15 protein-coding genes are annotated in these 16,994 nt (G+C 61.3%); 3 read left to right on the top strand and 12 right to left on the bottom strand.

The genetic code is table 11. The features are described 5' to 3' along the window. From F8N49_RS15195 to F8N49_RS15225, 7 genes are all read right to left on the bottom strand, one after another. A partial coding sequence (locus F8N49_RS15195) for a response regulator (protein WP_151551844.1) occupies positions 1-928 on the bottom strand: 928 nt, incomplete at its 3' end. Between the two features lie 189 nt (positions 929-1,117). Then, entirely contained in the window at positions 1,118-1,879 is a 762-nt protein-coding gene (gene phoU / locus F8N49_RS15200) for a phosphate signaling complex protein PhoU (protein ID WP_016772483.1), read from the bottom strand. 119 nt (positions 1,880-1,998) lie between these two features. Beyond that, positions 1,999-2,832, bottom strand: a complete 834-nt coding sequence (gene pstB, locus F8N49_RS15205) for a phosphate ABC transporter ATP-binding protein PstB (protein ID WP_016772482.1) — start codon at positions 2,830-2,832, stop codon at positions 1,999-2,001. 95 nt (positions 2,833-2,927) lie between these two features. Continuing rightward, positions 2,928-4,598 (bottom strand): phosphate ABC transporter permease PstA, encoded by a 1,671-nt coding sequence (gene pstA, locus F8N49_RS15210; RefSeq protein ID WP_151551845.1) that lies wholly within the window; start codon positions 4,596-4,598, stop codon positions 2,928-2,930. Positions 4,599-4,614: 16 nt separating this feature from the next. Next, a complete protein-coding gene (locus F8N49_RS15215; RefSeq protein WP_151551846.1) occupies positions 4,615-6,900 on the bottom strand; it encodes an ABC transporter permease subunit in 2,286 nt (761 codons plus the stop codon). A 220-nt stretch (positions 6,901-7,120) separates the two neighbouring features. Then, a complete protein-coding gene (locus F8N49_RS15220) occupies positions 7,121-8,119 on the bottom strand; it encodes a phosphate ABC transporter substrate-binding protein PstS (protein WP_016772480.1) in 999 nt (332 codons plus the stop codon). 251 nt (positions 8,120-8,370) lie between these two features. Beyond that, entirely contained in the window at positions 8,371-9,669 is a 1,299-nt protein-coding gene (locus F8N49_RS15225) for an MFS transporter (protein ID WP_016772479.1), read from the bottom strand. A 377-nt stretch (positions 9,670-10,046) separates the two neighbouring features. Here F8N49_RS15225 and F8N49_RS15230 point away from each other — a divergent pair, with 377 nt between their 5' ends. Beyond that, complete coding sequence (locus F8N49_RS15230) at positions 10,047-10,451, top strand: acyl-CoA thioesterase (protein ID WP_003229628.1); 405 nt, start codon at positions 10,047-10,049, stop codon at positions 10,449-10,451. Positions 10,452-10,508: 57 nt separating this feature from the next. After that, positions 10,509-11,408, top strand: a complete 900-nt coding sequence (locus tag F8N49_RS15235) for a D-hexose-6-phosphate mutarotase (protein ID WP_151551847.1) — start codon at positions 10,509-10,511, stop codon at positions 11,406-11,408. An 85-nt stretch (positions 11,409-11,493) separates the two neighbouring features. Here F8N49_RS15235 and F8N49_RS15240 read toward each other — a convergent pair whose 3' ends face one another. The 5 genes from F8N49_RS15240 to F8N49_RS15260 all read right to left on the bottom strand — a co-directional run bounded on the left by F8N49_RS15240 (position 11,494) and on the right by F8N49_RS15260 (position 15,306). Further along, on the bottom strand, positions 11,494-12,030 hold the full coding sequence (locus F8N49_RS15240; RefSeq protein ID WP_016772476.1) for a DUF3299 domain-containing protein: 537 nt from the start codon (positions 12,028-12,030) through the stop codon (positions 11,494-11,496). 93 nt (positions 12,031-12,123) lie between these two features. After that, positions 12,124-12,369: a GlsB/YeaQ/YmgE family stress response membrane protein gene (locus tag F8N49_RS15245; RefSeq protein ID WP_016772475.1), complete on the bottom strand. Its 246-nt coding sequence runs from the start codon at positions 12,367-12,369 to the stop codon at positions 12,124-12,126. A gap of 111 nt (positions 12,370-12,480) precedes the next feature. Beyond that, a complete protein-coding gene (locus F8N49_RS15250) occupies positions 12,481-13,563 on the bottom strand; it encodes a 5-(carboxyamino)imidazole ribonucleotide synthase (protein WP_071171386.1) in 1,083 nt (360 codons plus the stop codon). 10 nt (positions 13,564-13,573) lie between these two features. Further along, a complete protein-coding gene (purE, locus tag F8N49_RS15255) occupies positions 13,574-14,065 on the bottom strand; it encodes a 5-(carboxyamino)imidazole ribonucleotide mutase (RefSeq protein WP_007920220.1) in 492 nt (163 codons plus the stop codon). 332 nt (positions 14,066-14,397) lie between these two features. Continuing rightward, positions 14,398-15,306, bottom strand: coding sequence for a LysR substrate-binding domain-containing protein (locus F8N49_RS15260; RefSeq protein ID WP_122748256.1), 909 nt, complete (start codon positions 15,304-15,306; stop codon positions 14,398-14,400). 180 nt (positions 15,307-15,486) lie between these two features. Here F8N49_RS15260 and aspA point away from each other — a divergent pair, with 180 nt between their 5' ends. Next, the gene (gene aspA / locus F8N49_RS15265) at positions 15,487-16,911 is read left to right on the top strand and encodes an aspartate ammonia-lyase (protein ID WP_016772472.1); all 1,425 of its coding nucleotides are present in this window, start codon (positions 15,487-15,489) and stop codon (positions 16,909-16,911) included. The last annotated feature ends 83 nt before the right edge of the window (positions 16,912-16,994 follow it).

Below are 16,994 nucleotides of genomic sequence, written 5' to 3' on the forward strand. Positions count from 1 at the left end.
GTACGAAATGCTTCTGCGCCGTGCCACGGGCGATCAGGCGCGAGATGTAGTCGAGCTTCTGCGCATCCTGGTCGACGAAGCGGAAGGTCAGTTGCAGCCAGTCGCTGTCGGCTTTCTGCTCGTGGGCGACGATGGCGTGCAGGTAACCGTTGAGCCGCGCGATCTCGGCGTTGTCACCCTGCTCCAGATCGAGCACGGCGCTGTCGAGGATCTGCGGCAGGGTTTCGGTGCGCTTCACTACCAGCAGGGCTTCCTTGATGCTCAGGGCCTTGATCACGCATTGCTGAGTACCGCTCGGCAGGCGCAACTGGCCCTGACCACGACCGCCGACCGGCGCCTTGGATGCACCGGGCGCCTGAACTGGCGGGCTGTTGAGCAAACCGCGCGACGGTGCAGCGGCTGGAGCGGGTGCAGCAGCGGCAGCGGCAGGCCTGGCCGCAGCGCCGCCGACCACGGCCGGCTTGCCGCCGGTCAGTGCGCTCAGGGAATCGTTGCCGAATGCCGAATTCATTTTGGTCGGCGCGCTGTTCATCAAGGTGTCGAGCTTGCCGACCTTGTTCAGTGCCTGCTTGACCTTGGTCAGCAGTTGCTCGTTGGTGAACGGCTTGCTGACGTAGCCGGAAACGCCGGCCTGAATCGCCTGCACGACGTTTTCCTTGTCGCCACGGCTGGTGACCATGACGAACGGCATGGTCTTGAGGTTGTCCTGCTCGCGGCACCAGGTCAGCAGTTCGAGGCCGGACATTTCCGGCATTTCCCAGTCGCACAGCACCAGGTCGAAAGCCTCTTTGGCCAGCATCGCCTGGGCCTTTTTGCCGTTGATGGCGTCCTCGGTGCGGATCCCCGGGAAGTAATTACGCAGGCACTTTTTCACCAGGTCACGAATGAACGAAGCATCGTCCACGACCAACACACTGATCTTGCTCATCCAACACCCCTATTAAAATCCCGGCAAGCATAACGCTGGCTGATGGCACATTGCCAAAACTCTTCAGTCACGCCGGGACTTTTCGTTCGCGGGTGCTGCTTTTTAATTCGCTTTCCGATCCGTATCTGCCTCCGAAAAGCAGAAACAAAAACGCCCGGCCAGAGGGCCGGGCGCTTTTCTCAGGCAATCTTACTTATCGTCAGCTTCGCCCGGAACATTAGCGGTTTCAGCGCTTGTGCCTTCAACTTCTTCTTTCATGCGCTTGAGGCCCATGTGGCGCACGTCGGTGCCGCGCACCAGGTAGATCACCAGTTCGGAGATGTTGCGCGCATGATCGCCGATGCGCTCCAGTGAACGCAGGACCCAGATGATGCTCAGCACCCGCGAGATAGAGCGCGGGTCTTCCATCATGTAGGTGGCCAGCTCCCGCAGGGCGGTTTTGTATTCGCGGTCGATGATCTTGTCGTACTGCGCCACCGACAAGGCCAGATCAGCGTCGAAACGGGCGAAGGCGTCAAGCGCATCACGAACCATGTTGCGCACCTGGTCGCCAATGTGACGAACCTCGACGTAACCACGCGGCGCTTCACCTTCTTCGCACAACTGGATGGCACGACGGGCGATCTTGGTGGCTTCGTCGCCGATACGCTCAAGGTCGATCACCGACTTGGAAATGCTGATGATCAAACGCAGGTCGGAGGCTGCCGGCTGACGACGGGCGAGAATGCGCAGGCATTCTTCGTCGATGTTGCGTTCCATCTGGTTGATCTGGTCATCGATCTCACGGACCTGCTGAGCCAGGCCGGAGTCGGCCTCGATCAGCGCCGTGACCGCGTCGTTGACCTGCTTCTCGACCAGCCCGCCCATGGCAAGGAGGTGGCTGCGCACTTCCTCCAGTTCAGCGTTGAACTGCGCGGAAATGTGATGGGTAAGGCCTTCTTTGGAAATCATTGTTCGCTCCGCGAAAGTTGCAAGCTTCAAGCTGCAAGCTTCAAGCAGTTATGTGTAAGTCCTGATATCGCACCGCATCTTTCTTGCCGCTTGTAGCTTGCGGCTTGCAGCTGCCCCGATCAGCCATAGCGACCGGTGATGTAGTCTTCGGTCTGCTTCTTCGCCGGATTGGTGAACAGGGTATCGGTGTCGCCGAATTCCACCAGTTTGCCCATGTACATGAACGCGGTGTAGTCGGACACCCGTGCCGCCTGTTGCATGTTGTGGGTAACGATGACGATGGTGAATTTGGACTTCAGCTCGTAGATCAGCTCTTCGACTTTCAGCGTCGAGATCGGGTCCAGAGCGGAGCACGGTTCGTCGAGCAGCAGCACTTCCGGCTCAACCGCGATGGTGCGCGCGATCACCAGACGCTGTTGCTGACCGCCGGACAGGCCGAGGGCCGAGTCGTGCAGACGGTCTTTGACCTCGTCCCACAATGCCGCGCCTTTCAACGCCCATTCAACGGCTTCGTCGAGGATGCGCTTCTTGTTGATGCCCTGGATGCGCAGGCCATAGACCACGTTTTCGTAGATGGTCTTCGGGAACGGGTTGGGTTTCTGGAACACCATGCCGACGCGACGACGCAGCTCGGCAACATCTTCGCCCTTGCGATAGATGTTGTTGCCGTACAGGTTGATCGCGCCCTCGACACGGCAGCCGTCGACCAGATCGTTCATCCGGTTGAAGGTACGCAGCAGCGTCGACTTACCGCAGCCCGACGGGCCGATGAACGCGGTCACGCGCTGTTTCGGGATGTTCATGCTGACGTCGAACAGTGCCTGTTTCTCGCCGTAGTACAGGCTCAGGCCCGGTACTTCGATGGCAACGGTTTCCTGCGCCAGGTCCAGGCTCTGCTTGTCGCGGCCCAGGGCAGACATGTTGATGCCGTGGCTGTGTGTTTCGTGCTGCATGGGGTTCTCACTCCGTTCGTAGCTGCAAGCTTCTGGCTGCAAGCTGCAAGTTTGAGCAAAAGCGGCTTGTAGCTTGCCGCTTGTGGCTAATGGCTTTAGCTATCCAGTGCTTTGTATTTTTCGCGCAGGTGGTTGCGGATATACACCGCCGACAGGTTCAGCGTCGCGATCACCAGCACCAGCAGCAGCGCGGTGGCGTATACCAGCGGGCGGGCTGCTTCGACGTTGGGGCTCTGGAAGCCGACGTCATAGATGTGGAAGCCCAGGTGCATGATCTTCTGATCCAGGTGCAGGTACGGGTAGTTGCCGTCCACCGGCAGCGACGGCGCCAGTTTCACCACACCCACCAGCATCAGCGGCGCCACTTCACCGGCGGCACGGGCCACGGCGAGGATCATCCCGGTCATCATGGCCGGGCTGGCCATCGGGATGACGATTTTCCACAGCGTCTCCGCTTTGGTCGCACCGAGGGCCAACGAACCTTCACGCACAGTGCGGGGAATCCGCGCCAGACCTTCTTCGGTCGCCACGATCACCACCGGCACGGCCAGCAGCGCGAGGGTCAGCGAAGCCCAGAGCAGGCCCGGCGTACCGAACGTCGGCGCCGGCAGAGCTTCAGGGAAGAACAAGCGGTCGACCGAGCCACCCAGCACGTAAACGAAGAAGCCCAGACCGAACACGCCGTAAACGATCGCCGGTACGCCGGCGAGGTTGTTCACCGCAATGCGAATGACCCGGGTCAGGGTGTTCTGCTTGGCGTATTCGCGCAGGTACACCGCTGCCAGCACGCCGAACGGGGTGACGATCATCGCCATGATCAGGGTCATCATCACGGTGCCGAAGATCGCCGGGAAGATCCCGCCTTCGGTGTTCGCTTCACGCGGGTCGTCGGAGAGGAATTCCCAGATCTTGCTGAAGTAGAAACCAACCTTGGTCAAGGTGCTCATGCCGTTTGGCTGGTAGGCATGCACGACTTTGCCCAGACCGATTTCGATTTCCTTGCCGTTGGCGTCACGGGCGGTCAAGGCGTCGCGGTTGAACTGTGCATGCAAATCAGACAGACGTGCTTCGATGTCTTTGTAGCGCGCGTCCAGCTCGGCGCGCTCGGATTCCATGTCCGCTTGTGCGGTGGCGTCGAGTTTGCCTTCCAGCTCGAGTTTGCGCCCATGCAATCGGATGCGTTCAAGACCGGCGTTGATCGCGCCGATGTCGGTTTTTTCCAGCGTCTTCAGTTGAGCCGCGAGATTGTTCACCCGATCGATGCGCGCTTGCAGTTCAGGCCATGCGGCCTCGCCCTCGGCGATGACCTTGCCATCCTGTTTGACGTTGACCAGGTAGCCGTAGAAGTTGCCCCACTCGCGACGCTCGATCGCCATCAGCTCGGGCGGCGTGGTCTGCTTGGTCAGCCACTCGCCGACGATCCAGGTGAAGTCGTTGCCGTTCAGGTCACGGTTGCCGACCTTGATCAGCTCGCGGGTCATGAATTCCGGACCTTCGTCCGGCACCGGCAGACCGGCGCTCTTCAGACGTGCGCGCGGCACTTCTTCTTTCTGCACCACTTCGCCGATCACCAGGTGATTGGCCTGGCCCGGTACGTCGTAATGGGCGTGGATCAGGTCCGCCGGCCAGAAGTGACCGAGACCGCGCACGGCAATCACCGCCAACAGGCCAATGGTCATGATGACCGCGATGGACACCGCGCCACCGCTGATCCAGACGCCCGGGGCGCCGCTCTTGAACCATCCTTTCAGGGAGTTCTGTTTCACAGACTTCTACCTTTGCTTAAAGCGACGAGTATTTCTTGCGCAGACGCTGACGAATCAGTTCTGCCAGGGTGTTCATGACGAAGGTGAACAGCAGCAGCACCAGCGCCGAGAGGAACAGCACGCGGTAGTGGCTGCCGCCGACCTCCGACTCGGGCATTTCCACCGCGACGTTGGCGGCCAGGGTGCGCAGGCCTTCGAACAGGTTCATCTCCATGACCGGGGTGTTGCCGGTGGCCATCAGCACGATCATGGTTTCGCCGACCGCACGGCCCATGCCGATCATCAGCGCCGAGAAAATGCCCGGGCTGGCGGTCAGGATCACCACGCGGGTCATGGTCTGCCACGGCGTCGCACCCAGGGCCAGCGAACCCAGGGTCAGGCCGCGCGGCACACTGAACACGGCGTCTTCGGCGATCGAGTAGATGTTCGGGATCACCGCGAAACCCATGGCCAGACCGACCACCAGAGCGTTGCGCTGGTCGTAGGTGATGCCCAGGTCGTGGGAGATCCACATGCGCATGTCGCCACCGAAGAACCAGTTCTCCATGAACGGACTCATGTACAGCGACAGCCAGCCCACAAACAGGATCACCGGAATCAGCAGCGCACTTTCCCAACCGTCCGGGACTTTCAGGCGGATCGATTCAGGCAGACGACTGAAGGTGAAACCGGCGACCAGAATGCCGATCGGCAGCAACATCAGCAGACTGAAGATGCCCGGCAGATGGCCTTCTACATACGGCGCGAGGAACAGGCCGGCGAAGAAACCGAGGATCACCGTCGGCATCGCTTCCATCAGTTCGATCACCGGTTTGACCTTGCGGCGCATGCCCGGGGCCATGAAGTACGCGGTGTAGATCGCCGCAGCGACGGCCAGTGGCGCGGCCAGCAGCATGGCGTAGAACGCGGCTTTCAGGGTGCCGAAGGTCAGCGGCGAGAGGCTCAGTTTCGGTTCGAAATCGGTGTTGGCGGCGGTCGATTGCCAGACGTACTTAGGCTCGTCGTAGTTCTCGTACCAGACCTTGCTCCACAGCGCGCTCCACGATACTTCCGGGTGCGGATTGTCGAGCAGCAACGGCTGCAGCTTGCCGCCGGCTTCGACGATCACTCGGTTGGCGCGCGGCGACAGACCGAACAGGCCCTGGCCTTCAACCACCTGATCGACCAGCAACATGCGGTGTGCAGTGCTGTGGAACACGCCGAGCTTGCCGCTGGCATCAAGGGCGAGGAAGCCTTTGCGGCGCTCTTCGGCAGCGATTTCAACGATCGGCGTGGTGCCCATCTGGAAGGTGCGGATCTGCTTCAGACGCTGCTCGCCATCGGTATCGCGGGCCATGAACCACTGGGCCAGACCGCCCTTGGAATCGCCGACGATCAGCGAGATACCGCCGACCAGCTGCGCGGTAGCGGTGACTTGGGCGTCAGCGTTTTCCAGCAGTTTGTAGCGCCCGTTGAGGCTCTTGTCGCGCAGGCTGAACACGTCGGCCTGGGCACGACCGTTGACCACGTACAGCCACTGCTGGCGCGGGTCGACGAAGATGTTTTTCACCGGCTCGGTCATCTGCGGCAGATCGATGCGCGTCTGCTCGTTGGTGACTTCGCCGGTCATCATGTTTTCTTCGCTGGTCAGCGAAAGCACATTGAGTTGCGAGCCGGTGGAGCCGACCAGCATCAGCGTCGAGTCGGTGGCATTGAGGCTGACATGCTCCAACGCGCCGCCGCTTTCGTTCAGCGCAATTGGCGCCTCCCCATAGGGATATTCGATGGCCGGGCTGATGGTTTTCTTGCCATCGGGGTAGCTGACCTTATAGGTATGACGGAACACCAGCGCCTGACCGTTGGACAGACCCACGGCCACCAGCGGATGACCCGGCTGGTCTTCGCCGATAGATGTCACGGTGGCGCCCGCAGGCAGCGGCAGATCGACACGCCTCAATTCAGCGCCACTGTCGAGATCGAAGAACAGCGCCTGGCCCTTGTCGGATACACGCATGGCCACCTGATTCTGCTCTTCGAGCGAGATCATCAGCGGCTTGCCGGCGTCCTGCATCCAGGCCGGGGTGATCGAGTCTTTCGCGGTCAGGTCGGCGCCTTGAAACAGTGGCGCAACGACGTAGGCGAGGAAGAAGAAGATCAGGGTGATGGCCGCGAGCACCGCCAGGCCGCCGACGAGGACGTACCAGCGGGTGAAGCGATCCTTGAGCGCGCGGATGCGGCGTTTGCGTTGCAGCTCAGGCGTATTGAAATCAATGCGCTTGGGAGGGGAAGACGTAGTCATTGGGGAATTGGCCAGATCATTCATGCGCACACCCTAGCGATCCTGTATGACAGAAAGATGACAGTGCAGTGACGCAGCAAATCCGCCAGCCGGAAGTCCGGCAGCGGAGTCGAAAATTTGGTGGTTGCAGGAGCGCGTCTGCTCGCCAAGGCGTCGGGTCAGTCACATCGATAGAGCATGTGACCACCCCTTCGCGAGCAGGCTCGCTCCCACAGGAGTCCGGCTTCAGGCCGGCCTCAGGGTGTTACTTCTTGGCGACAGCGCCGCCTTCCTGCAGACCGAGGTCAGCCAGTGCCTTGGCGGCAACCTTGGCTGGCAGCGGGATGTAGCCGTCTTTCACTACCACTTCCTGGCCCTGTTTCGACAGCACCAGCTTCACGAACTCGGCTTCCAGCGGGGCCAGAGGCTTGTTCGGGGCTTTGTTGACGTAAACGTAGAGGAAGCGCGACAGCGGATACTTGCCGTTCAGGGCGTTTTCTTCGGTGTCTTCGATGAACTCGCCGCCTTCTTTCTTGGCCAGAGCGACGGTTTTCACGCTGGCGGTCTTGTAGCCGATGCCCGAGTAGCCGACGCCGTTAAGCGAGCTGCTGATCGACTGCACCACCGACGCCGAACCTGGTTGTTCGTTGACGTTAGGCTTGTAGTCGCCTTTGCACAGGGCTTCTTCCTTGAAGTAGCCGTAGGTGCCGGACACCGAGTTACGGCCGAACAGCTGGACCGGCTTGTTGGCCAGGTCACCGGTCACGCCCAGGTCGCCCCAGGTCTTGACGTCAGCTTTGGCACCGCACAGACGCGTCGAGGAGAAGATCGCATCGACTTGAGCCATGGTCAGGTGCTTGATCGGGTTGTCCTTGTGCACGAACACCGCCAGGGCATCCACGGCAACCGGGATTGCGGTCGGCTTGTAGCCGTACTTCTGTTCGAAAGCCTGCAGCTCGTTGTCCTTCATCTTGCGGCTCATCGGGCCCAGGTTGGCGGTGCCTTCGGTGAGTGCAGGTGGCGCGGTGGAAGAACCGGCAGCCTGAATCTGGATGTTGACGTTCGGGTATTCTTTTTTGTAGTTCTCGGCCCACAGGGTCATGAGGTTGGCCAGGGTATCGGAACCGACGCTGGACAGGTTGCCCGACACACCAGTGGTCTTGGTGTAGCTCGGGATAGCAGGGTCAACAGCGGCGAACGCGTTGGCAGTCGCAACGCCAGCAGCGACAAAAGTCATTGCCGCCATCAAACGCTTCAGTTTCATGCCTTACTCCTAGCAGATAGGGTGTGTTAAGTCGGGGCCAAGTATCAGCAGGCCATGTGAACACTCTATGGCTGAAATATGACAATTGGATGAAAGGCCAGCATCGGGTTTTGCTGGATGAACAGATCGTTCCCACGCTCTGCGTGGGAACGCCGCCATGGACGCTCTGCGTCCGCATTTGAGACGTGACGCGGAGCGTCACAGGATGCATTCCCACGCGGAGCGTGGGAACGATCAGGCGGGAGAGAAAATCAACGCCCCTTCTTCCAGAGCCACGCCCCGACCAGAATCCCCATCCCGCACAGCACTGCCACATAGTAGGCAGGCCCCATCGCGCTTTCCTTCAGCAGCAGGCTCACCACCATCGGCGTCAAGCCACCGAAGATCGCGTACGCGACGTTGTACGAGAACGACAAGCCACTGAAGCGAACCACCGGCGGGAACGCTTTGACCATCACATACGGCACCGCGCCGATGGTACCGACCAGCAAACCGGTCAGTGCGTACAGCGGGAACAGCCAGTCCGGGTGGTCGGCGAGGCTGTGGTAGAAGGTCCAGGAGCTGATCAGCAGGCCCAGGCAGCCAAAGACGAAGACGCGGCCGGCGCCGAAGCGATCGGCCAGCGCGCCGGCGCCAATGCAGCCGAGGCTGAGGAACACGATGGCCAGGCTGTTGGCTTGCAGCGCCGTGGTCGGCGAGAAGTGGTAGACCGTTTGCAGCACGGTCGGGGTCATCAGGATCACTACGACGACGCCGGCCGACAGCAGCCAGGTCAGCAGCATCGAGATGGCGATGGCGCCGCGATGATCACGCAGCACCGCGCGCAACGGCACTTCTTCGGCCAGTGCCTTGCGCAGTTGCAGTTCGGCGAACACCGGAGTTTCGTGCAGCCAGCGGCGCAGGTACACCGAGAACAGGCCGAACACGCCGCCGAGCAGGAACGGGATCCGCCAGGCGTAATCCGACACTTCGGCTGGCGTATAAATGCTGTTGATTGCCGTGGCGACCAGCGAGCCGAGGAGGATCCCGGCAGTCAGGCCGCTGGTGAGCGTGCCGCAGGCATAACCGATGTGCTTTTGCGGTACGTGTTCGGAAACGAAGACCCACGCCCCCGGCACCTCACCGCCAATCGCCGCACCCTGGATCACCCGCATCAGCAGCAACAGGATCGGCGCCCAGATGCCAATCTGCGCGTAGGTCGGCAGCAGGCCCATGATCAGCGTCGGCACGGCCATCATGAAAATGCTCAGGGTGAACATTTTCTTGCGTCCCAGCAGGTCACCGAAATGCGCCATGACGATGCCGCCCAAAGGACGCGCCAGATAGCCGGCAGCAAAGATGCCGAAGGTCTGCATCAACCGCAGCCACTCGGGCATGTCGGCCGGGAAGAACAGCTTGCCGACGACGGTGGCGAAGAAGACGAAGATGATGAAATCGTAGAACTCCAGCGCCCCGCCGAGGGCGGACAGCGACAGAGTCTTGTAGTCATTGCGGGTCAACGGTCGTGCGGGTTGCTCGGGCTGCGCGAGGCTCGAAGGCGCTGTGGTCATGGCAAGGGCTTCTCTTATAGTCGAATCTGTCGCCACAACAACGCTGGCGGTGGCTCGGACAGGTTCGGCACCATAGCAAATTGTTCGAAAAAGCACATAGAGGCGCGTAATTGACGGTCGAAATCAGAACCGGGTGGTCGTCGCGGGGTCTATCGACCGATATACTCGCCACCTGCGCAGGATTTGTAAGAGGTTGCTGTGCGAAAACGTTGTTGGCCCGTCCTTTGCTCGGGATTTAGCCTTTTTCGCAGAGTTTCCCTTTAGGCGCCTGATGGAAAACGTGACGAACGCAGTGTGTTCGGTGTTGAATCGTTTTTCTTGAAGACGGCTACCACCCGCAATACCCACGAAGAGTCACGGGTCAGAGGCCCCTCGGCATGATAGAGCTCGAACAAGAAGATCCGATCCCACAGGGCGACCTGGCCCTGCAAATCACCGCACTCCCGCGCGAAACCAACGGCTTTGGCGATATTTTCGGCGGCTGGCTGGTCGCGCAGATGGATCTGGCCGGCACTGCCATGGCCAGCCGGGTGGCCGGTGGCCGCGTTGCCACTGTCGCCATCGACCGCATGGCGTTCCTCGTCCCGGTCGCGGTCGGCGCGCAGTTGTCCTTTTATACCCAGACCCTGGAAATCGGCCGCAGCTCGATCCAGATGATGGTCGAAGTGTGGAGCGATGACCCACTGTCCAGCGAATGGCGCAAGGTCACCGAAGCGGTTTTCGTTTTCGTCGCCATCGACGGCAGCGGTCGCACCCGTTCGGTGCCGCCACGCGCGCGTTAAACCTCGCGGCCGTTTTGCGGTCGATAGTCGTCCCCAGTGTCTGATCGAGAGTTGCCCATGAACACGCCCAACGTTGAAGCCGTGAAACAGGATGAACTGAACTGCTGGCGCATCCGCCACGGCAAGGCCGAAGTGCTGGTGGCCCAGCAAGGCGCGCACATCCTCAGTTATCAGATCGACGGCCAGCCGCCGATCATCTGGCTCAACGACAAGGCCGAGTTCAAGACCGGCAAGAGCATCCGCGCCGGCGTGCCGGTGTGCTGGCCGTGGTTCGGCAAATTCGAACGCAACCCGAGCAGCGTGCAGGCCATGTACACCGGCGAGCAGCCGGCCCCCGCGCACGGTCTGGTGCGGGCGATGGACTGGGAATTGGGCAACATCGAGTCAGAGGCTGACGGCATCAAGGTCGAATTCAAGCTGCCCTACCCGGAAGGTGGCCTGCCGGGCTGGCCCCACGAGGTCGATCTGACCCTGACCCTGCATCTGGCGGATCAACTGCATTACAGCCTGACCAGCCATAACCGGGGTACTGACACCGTCACGCTGAGTCAGGCGCTGCACACCTATTTCGCCGTGAGTGACGTGCGTGATGTGCATGTCGACGGCGTGGCCGGGCTGAATTACATCGAGACCCTGGATGACTGGAACACGGCCAGCCAGAGCGGCGATCTGCATTTCGCCGGCGAGACCGACCGCATCTACCTCGACGTTCCGCCGCAATTGAGCATCGTTGATCCGACCTGGGAACGACGCATCGTGCTGACCTCTACCGGCTCGCGCACTGCGGTGATCTGGAACCCATGGATCGACCGCGCCGCCGCCCTGCCGGACATGGACAACGATGGCTGGCAGCGCATGCTGTGCATCGAAACGGCGAATGTGATGGATGATCTGGTGACCCTGGCGCCGGGTGCACGCCATACGATGGGTGTTAGCGTCGCCAGCAAACCGCTTTAAGATCAAAAGATCGCAGCCTTCGGCAGCTCCTACATTTGGAATGCATTTTCCCTGTAGGAGCTGCCGAAGGCTGCGATCTTTTGCTTTAAAGGTCAGCCTCCTGCACCACCCGCACTTTCTCCGCCTCCAGCGCATACGCCGCATCCGCCAGGTCATTGCTGACCTTCTCGATTTTCAGCGTGCCGGTCACCCACAGCGGTGTGTAGATATCGTCCAGCTTCAAACCCTTCGGATATCGCACCAGCACCAGTTGATTGGGCGGCGGTGGCGGTACGTGGATGCAGGCGCCCGGATACGGCACGAGGAAGAACAACGTGCTGCGGCCCTTGGCATCGGACTCCAGCGGCACCGGGTAACCACCGATGCGGATGTGCTTGTCGTTCATCGACGCCACGGTTTTCGTCGAATACATCACCGCCGGCAGACCTTTGGCCTGCTTCATCCCGCCTTTCTCGGTGAAGGTGCCGGTGGCTTCGGGGGAGTTGTGGTCGATTTCCGGCATGGCCTCGAGGGCCTTTTGGTCCGACTTGGGCATCAGTTCCAGCCAGTCGGTTTCCGGCAGTTCGCCGGCGTGGGCGAGATAGCTGCCCAGCAAGAGGAGAGTCAACAGAAGACGGCGCATGAAGGTGCTCGGCAGGCAAAGGAATGGACGGTGAGTCGCCGTGCATTCTAGCCCTCCCGGCCGTGATGGCCGAGAGGGCTTTGTCGCTTTCGATCAGTTCTTTTTGATCAGACCGTAGATCACCAGCAACACGACAGCGCCGACCAGTGCGCCGAGGAAACCCGCGCCCTCGCCCGCCTGATAGATGCCCAGAGCCTGGCCGCCGTAGGTGGCTGCCAGCGAACCGCCGATACCGAGCAGGATGGTCATGATCCAACCCATGCTGTCATCGCCCGGTTTCAGGAACCGAGCCAGCAGGCCGACGATCAAGCCGATAAAGATGGTTCCGATAATTCCCATGGCATTTCCCTCTGATTTGGTAGATATGCCAAAGCCTAGACAGACTTTGGCATCCTGCCATGAGAGAACGGCGGCCCCTGAATGGTTCCGCCGCTGCCACATGAAACTGGTTTACTCGGCGATCAGCGCTTCGACCTTGATGATCTGCGCTTGCAGGGTGGCCATGTCGGCGCAGCGCAGGTTGGCGTGGCCGACCTTGCGTCCGGCCTTGAAAGCTTTGCCGTAGTGATGCAGATGGCAGTCTTCGACGGCGATGACTTTTTCCACCGGCGGCACTACGCCGATGAAGTTGAGCATCGCGCTCTCGCCGACCTTGGCGGTCGAACCCAGCGGCAGGCCGGCCACGGCACGCAGGTGGTTTTCGAACTGGCTGCACTCGGCGCCTTCGGTGGTCCAGTGCCCGGAGTTGTGCACGCGCGGGGCGATTTCGTTGGCTTTCAGGCCACCGTCGACTTCGAAGAACTCGAAAGCCATCACGCCGACGTAGTCGAGGTGCTTGAGCACACGGCTGGAATAATCTTCCGCCAGCGCCTGCAACGGGTGATCGGTGCTGGCCACCGACAGCTTGAGAATGCCGCTGTCGTGGGTGTTGTGCACCAGTGGATAGAACTTCGTTTCGCCATCGCGGGCACGCACGGCGATCAGCGACACTTCGCCGGTGAATGGCACGAAGCCTTCCAGCAGGCAGGCAACGCTGCCCAGTTCGGCGAACGTACCGGCAACATCTTCCGGCTTGCGCAGGACTTTCTGGCCCTTGCCGTCATAACCCAGGGTGCGGGTTTTCAGCACGGCCGGCAGACCGATCGAAGCGACGGCGGCTTCCAGATCGGCTTGCGACTGGATGTCGGCGAAGGCCGGGGTCGGAATGCCGAGGTCCTTGAACATGCTCTTTTCGAACCAGCGATCACGAGCGATGCGCAGGGCTTCGGCGCTCGGGTAGACCGGCACGAATTGCGAAAGAAACGCCACGGTTTCGGCCGGGACGCTTTCGAATTCGAAGGTCACCAGATCGACTTCATCGGCCAGTTGGCGCAGATGATCCTGATCGCCGTAATCGGCCCGCAGGTGTTCGCCCAGCGCGGCCGCACAGGCGTCCGGCGCAGGGTCGAGAAAAGCGAAGTTCATCCCCAGCGGAGTCCCCGCCAGGGCCAACATGCGACCCAACTGGCCGCCACCGATTACACCGATCTTCATCTCAACAACCTCAGGCAATACGTGGGTCTGGATTGTCCAGGACGCTGTCTGTCTGCTCGGCACGGAAGGTTTTCAGTACCGCGTGAAATTGCGGGTGCTTGGCGCCGAGGATGCTCGCCGAGAGCAGGGCGGCATTGATTGCGCCAGCCTTGCCGATGGCCAGGGTGGCAACCGGAATGCCGGCCGGCATCTGCACGATCGACAGCAGCGAATCGACGCCCGAGAGCATGGCCGACTGCACCGGCACGCCCAGCACCGGCAGGTGGGTCTTGGCCGCACACATGCCTGGCAAGTGGGCGGCGCCACCGGCACCGGCGATGATCACCTCGATGCCGCGGCTTTCAGCCTCTTCGGCGTACTGGAACAGCAGATCCGGGGTGCGGTGGGCGGAAACCACCTTGACCTCGTACGGGATGCCGAGCTTTTCCAGCATATCGGCGGTGTGGCTAAGGGTGGACCAATCGGACTTGGAGCCCATGATCACGCCAACCAGTGCACTCATCGTCGCGCCTCTTCTCTCTGGAGCGCCCGCAGGCGCGTCATAAAACAACAAGCCACGCAGGTTGCGTGGCTTGATTGTACGAAAAATGGCCGGACGTGCCGGCCGAAGGCCGCGCAGTATACCGCAAAGAAAGCAATAAACAGCCCCCGAAACGACCATCTGTCAAATGAGCGAAACGCCCGGTTTTATTGACCTTGAGGTCAGCGAAAAGACATCCCCCGATCCCTGTGGGAGCTGGCTTGCCAGCGATGGCGTCGCATCAGTAAAAAGAGAGGGTGACTGAACCACCGCAATCGCTGGCAAGCCAGCTCCCACAGGGTTCTTCGATGGGGTCAAGTGTTTTGGGCAGCGCCGCCTTCCAGCTTGCGCCACAGCAACCGCACGTTGGCCTTGCGTACCAGGGCGCAGCGGTACAAACGAATCTCCAGCGGCACATGCCATTGCGGGCCGCCGCACACCACCAGTTCACCGCGGGCCAGCTCAGCGCGTACGCTCAGTTGCGGCACCCAGGCGATGCCGAGGCCTTCCAAGGCCATGCTTTTCAGGCTGTCGGCCATCGCGGTTTCGTAGATCGTGGTGAAGCGCAACTGGCGCTGGCGCAACAATCCATTCACCGAACGGCCGAGAAACGCCCCGGCGCTGTACGCCAGCAACGGCACGCTCGCCTCGCCTTCCAGATCGAACAGCGGTTTGCCATCCAGATCTGCCGCGCACACCGGCAGCATCTCGGTCTGGCCCAAATGCAGCGACGGGAAGATTTCCGGGTCCATCTGCATCGCCGAATCCGGGTCGTAGAACGCCAGCATCAGATCGCAGCCACCTTCACGCAAAGCGTGCACGGCGTCGCCAACGTTGGTCGCCACCAGCCGGGTGGCGATGTTCAGCCCTTCGTTGCGCAACTGGGCGATCCAGCGCGGGAAAAAGCCCAGCGCCAGCGAGTGCGCCGCTGCGACTTGCATGACCTCGCCCTGCCCGCCTTCCAGATGATGCAGGTGGCGCAGGACTTCACCGAGTTGTTCGACCACGGTGCGCGCAGTCACCAGAAACAACTGCCCCGCCGCCGTCAGTTCGACCGGCGTGCGCGAGCGATTTACCAAGGTCAGCCCCAGCGCCGCTTCGAGGCTGCGGATCCGCCGACTGAATGCCGGCTGGGTCACGAAGCGCCGTTCGGCCGCCTGCGAGAAGCTGCGGGTGGCGGCCAGGGCACTGAAGTCCTCGAGCCATTTGCTTTCCAGATTCATCACGTCCTCCCGGACACGCACCAAAACAGGTCACACGTCTGCCGCACGGGCGGCGTCACATGGGCATTATGCCGAATGTGCATAGGGCAGTGCTGAACAGCATTGGCCCAAAAATCCCCACAAGCCTAGCATTCGCAGCGTTCCGGCACAGACCGGGTCCTTATCGAGATGATTTCTATCATGTCCTCCGCTGCATCTTTCCGCACAGAAACCGACCTGCTTGGCGCCCTCGAAGTACCGGCCCATGCGTACTACGGCATCCAGACCCTGCGAGCGGTGAACAACTTCCGCCTCTCGGGCGTTCCGATTTCGCATTACCCGAAACTGGTTGTGGGCCTGGCGATGGTCAAACAGGCCGCCGCTGACGCCAACCGCGAGCTGGGTCACCTGAGCGAAGCCAAGCACGCTGCCATCAGCGAAGCCTGTGCCCGATTGATCCGCGGCGATTACCACGAAGAGTTCGTGGTCGACATGATTCAAGGTGGCGCCGGTACTTCCACCAACATGAACGCCAACGAAGTGATCGCCAACATTGCTCTGGAAGCGATGGGCCACGAGAAAGGCGAATACCAGTACCTGCACCCGAACGACGACGTGAACATGGCGCAGTCGACCAACGACGCCTACCCGACGGCGATCCGTCTGGGTCTGCTGCTGGGTCACGACGCGCTGCTGGCCAGCCTCGACAGCCTGATTCAGGCGTTCGCGGCCAAGGGCAAAGAGTTCGACCACGTCCTGAAAATGGGCCGTACCCAGCTGCAAGACGCCGTGCCGATGACCCTCGGCCAGGAATTCCGCGCGTTCGCCACCACCATGGGCGAAGACCTCGCGCGTCTGAAGACGCTGGCCCCGGAACTGCTGACCGAAGTCAACCTCGGCGGCACCGCGATCGGCACTGGCATCAACGCCGACCCGCGTTATCAGGCACTGGCTGTTCAACGTCTGGCTTTGATCAGCGGCCAACCGCTGGTACCGGCCGCCGACCTGATCGAAGCGACCTCCGACATGGGCGCCTTCGTGCTGTTCTCCGGCATGCTCAAGCGCACCGCGGTCAAGCTGTCGAAGATCTGCAACGACCTGCGCCTGCTGTCCAGCGGCCCACGCACCGGCATCAATGAAATCAACCTGCCGGCGCGTCAGCCAGGCAGCTCGATCATGCCCGGCAAGGTCAACCCGGTGATCCCGGAAGCCGTGAACCAGGTCGCGTTCCAGGTCATCGGTAACGACTTGGCGCTGACCATGGCAGCCGAAGGCGGCCAGCTGCAACTGAACGTGATGGAGCCGCTGATCGCCTTCAAGATCCTCGATTCGATCCGCCTGCTGCAACGTGCCATGGACATGCTGCGCGAGCACTGCATCGTCGGCATCACCGCCAACGAAGCGCGCTGCCGCGAACTGGTCGAGCATTCGATCGGTCTGGTCACCGCACTGAACCCGTACATCGGCTATAAAAACGCCACCCGCATCGCCCGTATCGCCCTTGAAAGCGGCCGCGGCGTGCTGGAACTGGTGCGCGAAGAAGGTCTGCTCGACGAAGCCATGCTCGCCGACATCCTGCGCCCGGAAAACATGATTGCCCCGCGTCTGGTTCCGCTCAAAGCCTGAGCCGACGCGAACTTGTAGCACCGCTCACCAGGTCGAGGGACTAGACACCTCTCACCTTTTGAGGGCTTGGGGATTTTGTCCCC

Origin of the sequence: Pseudomonas sp. GXM4 (assembly GCF_008923895.1) — a bacterium.
GTDB lineage: Bacteria > Pseudomonadota > Gammaproteobacteria > Pseudomonadales > Pseudomonadaceae > Aquipseudomonas > Aquipseudomonas atacamensis.

Coding starts and splice junctions, on each gene's coding strand:
- F8N49_RS15230 (WP_003229628.1), top strand. CDS start 10,047: ATGATAGAGCTCGAACAAGAAGATCCGATCCCACAGGGCGACCTGGCC.
- F8N49_RS15220 (WP_016772480.1), bottom strand. CDS start 8,119: ATGAAACTGAAGCGTTTGATGGCGGCAATGACTTTTGTCGCTGCTGGC.
- F8N49_RS15215 (WP_151551846.1), bottom strand. CDS start 6,900: ATGAATGATCTGGCCAATTCCCCAATGACTACGTCTTCCCCTCCCAAG.
- F8N49_RS15240 (WP_016772476.1), bottom strand. CDS start 12,030: ATGCGCCGTCTTCTGTTGACTCTCCTCTTGCTGGGCAGCTATCTCGCC.
- aspA (WP_016772472.1), top strand. CDS start 15,487: ATGTCCTCCGCTGCATCTTTCCGCACAGAAACCGACCTGCTTGGCGCC.
- F8N49_RS15235 (WP_151551847.1), top strand. CDS start 10,509: ATGAACACGCCCAACGTTGAAGCCGTGAAACAGGATGAACTGAACTGC.
- F8N49_RS15260 (WP_122748256.1), bottom strand. CDS start 15,306: ATGAATCTGGAAAGCAAATGGCTCGAGGACTTCAGTGCCCTGGCCGCC.
- pstB (WP_016772482.1), bottom strand. CDS start 2,832: ATGCAGCACGAAACACACAGCCACGGCATCAACATGTCTGCCCTGGGC.
- F8N49_RS15250 (WP_071171386.1), bottom strand. CDS start 13,563: ATGAAGATCGGTGTAATCGGTGGCGGCCAGTTGGGTCGCATGTTGGCC.
- phoU (WP_016772483.1), bottom strand. CDS start 1,879: ATGATTTCCAAAGAAGGCCTTACCCATCACATTTCCGCGCAGTTCAAC.
- purE (WP_007920220.1), bottom strand. CDS start 14,065: ATGAGTGCACTGGTTGGCGTGATCATGGGCTCCAAGTCCGATTGGTCC.
- F8N49_RS15245 (WP_016772475.1), bottom strand. CDS start 12,369: ATGGGAATTATCGGAACCATCTTTATCGGCTTGATCGTCGGCCTGCTG.
- F8N49_RS15225 (WP_016772479.1), bottom strand. CDS start 9,669: ATGACCACAGCGCCTTCGAGCCTCGCGCAGCCCGAGCAACCCGCACGA.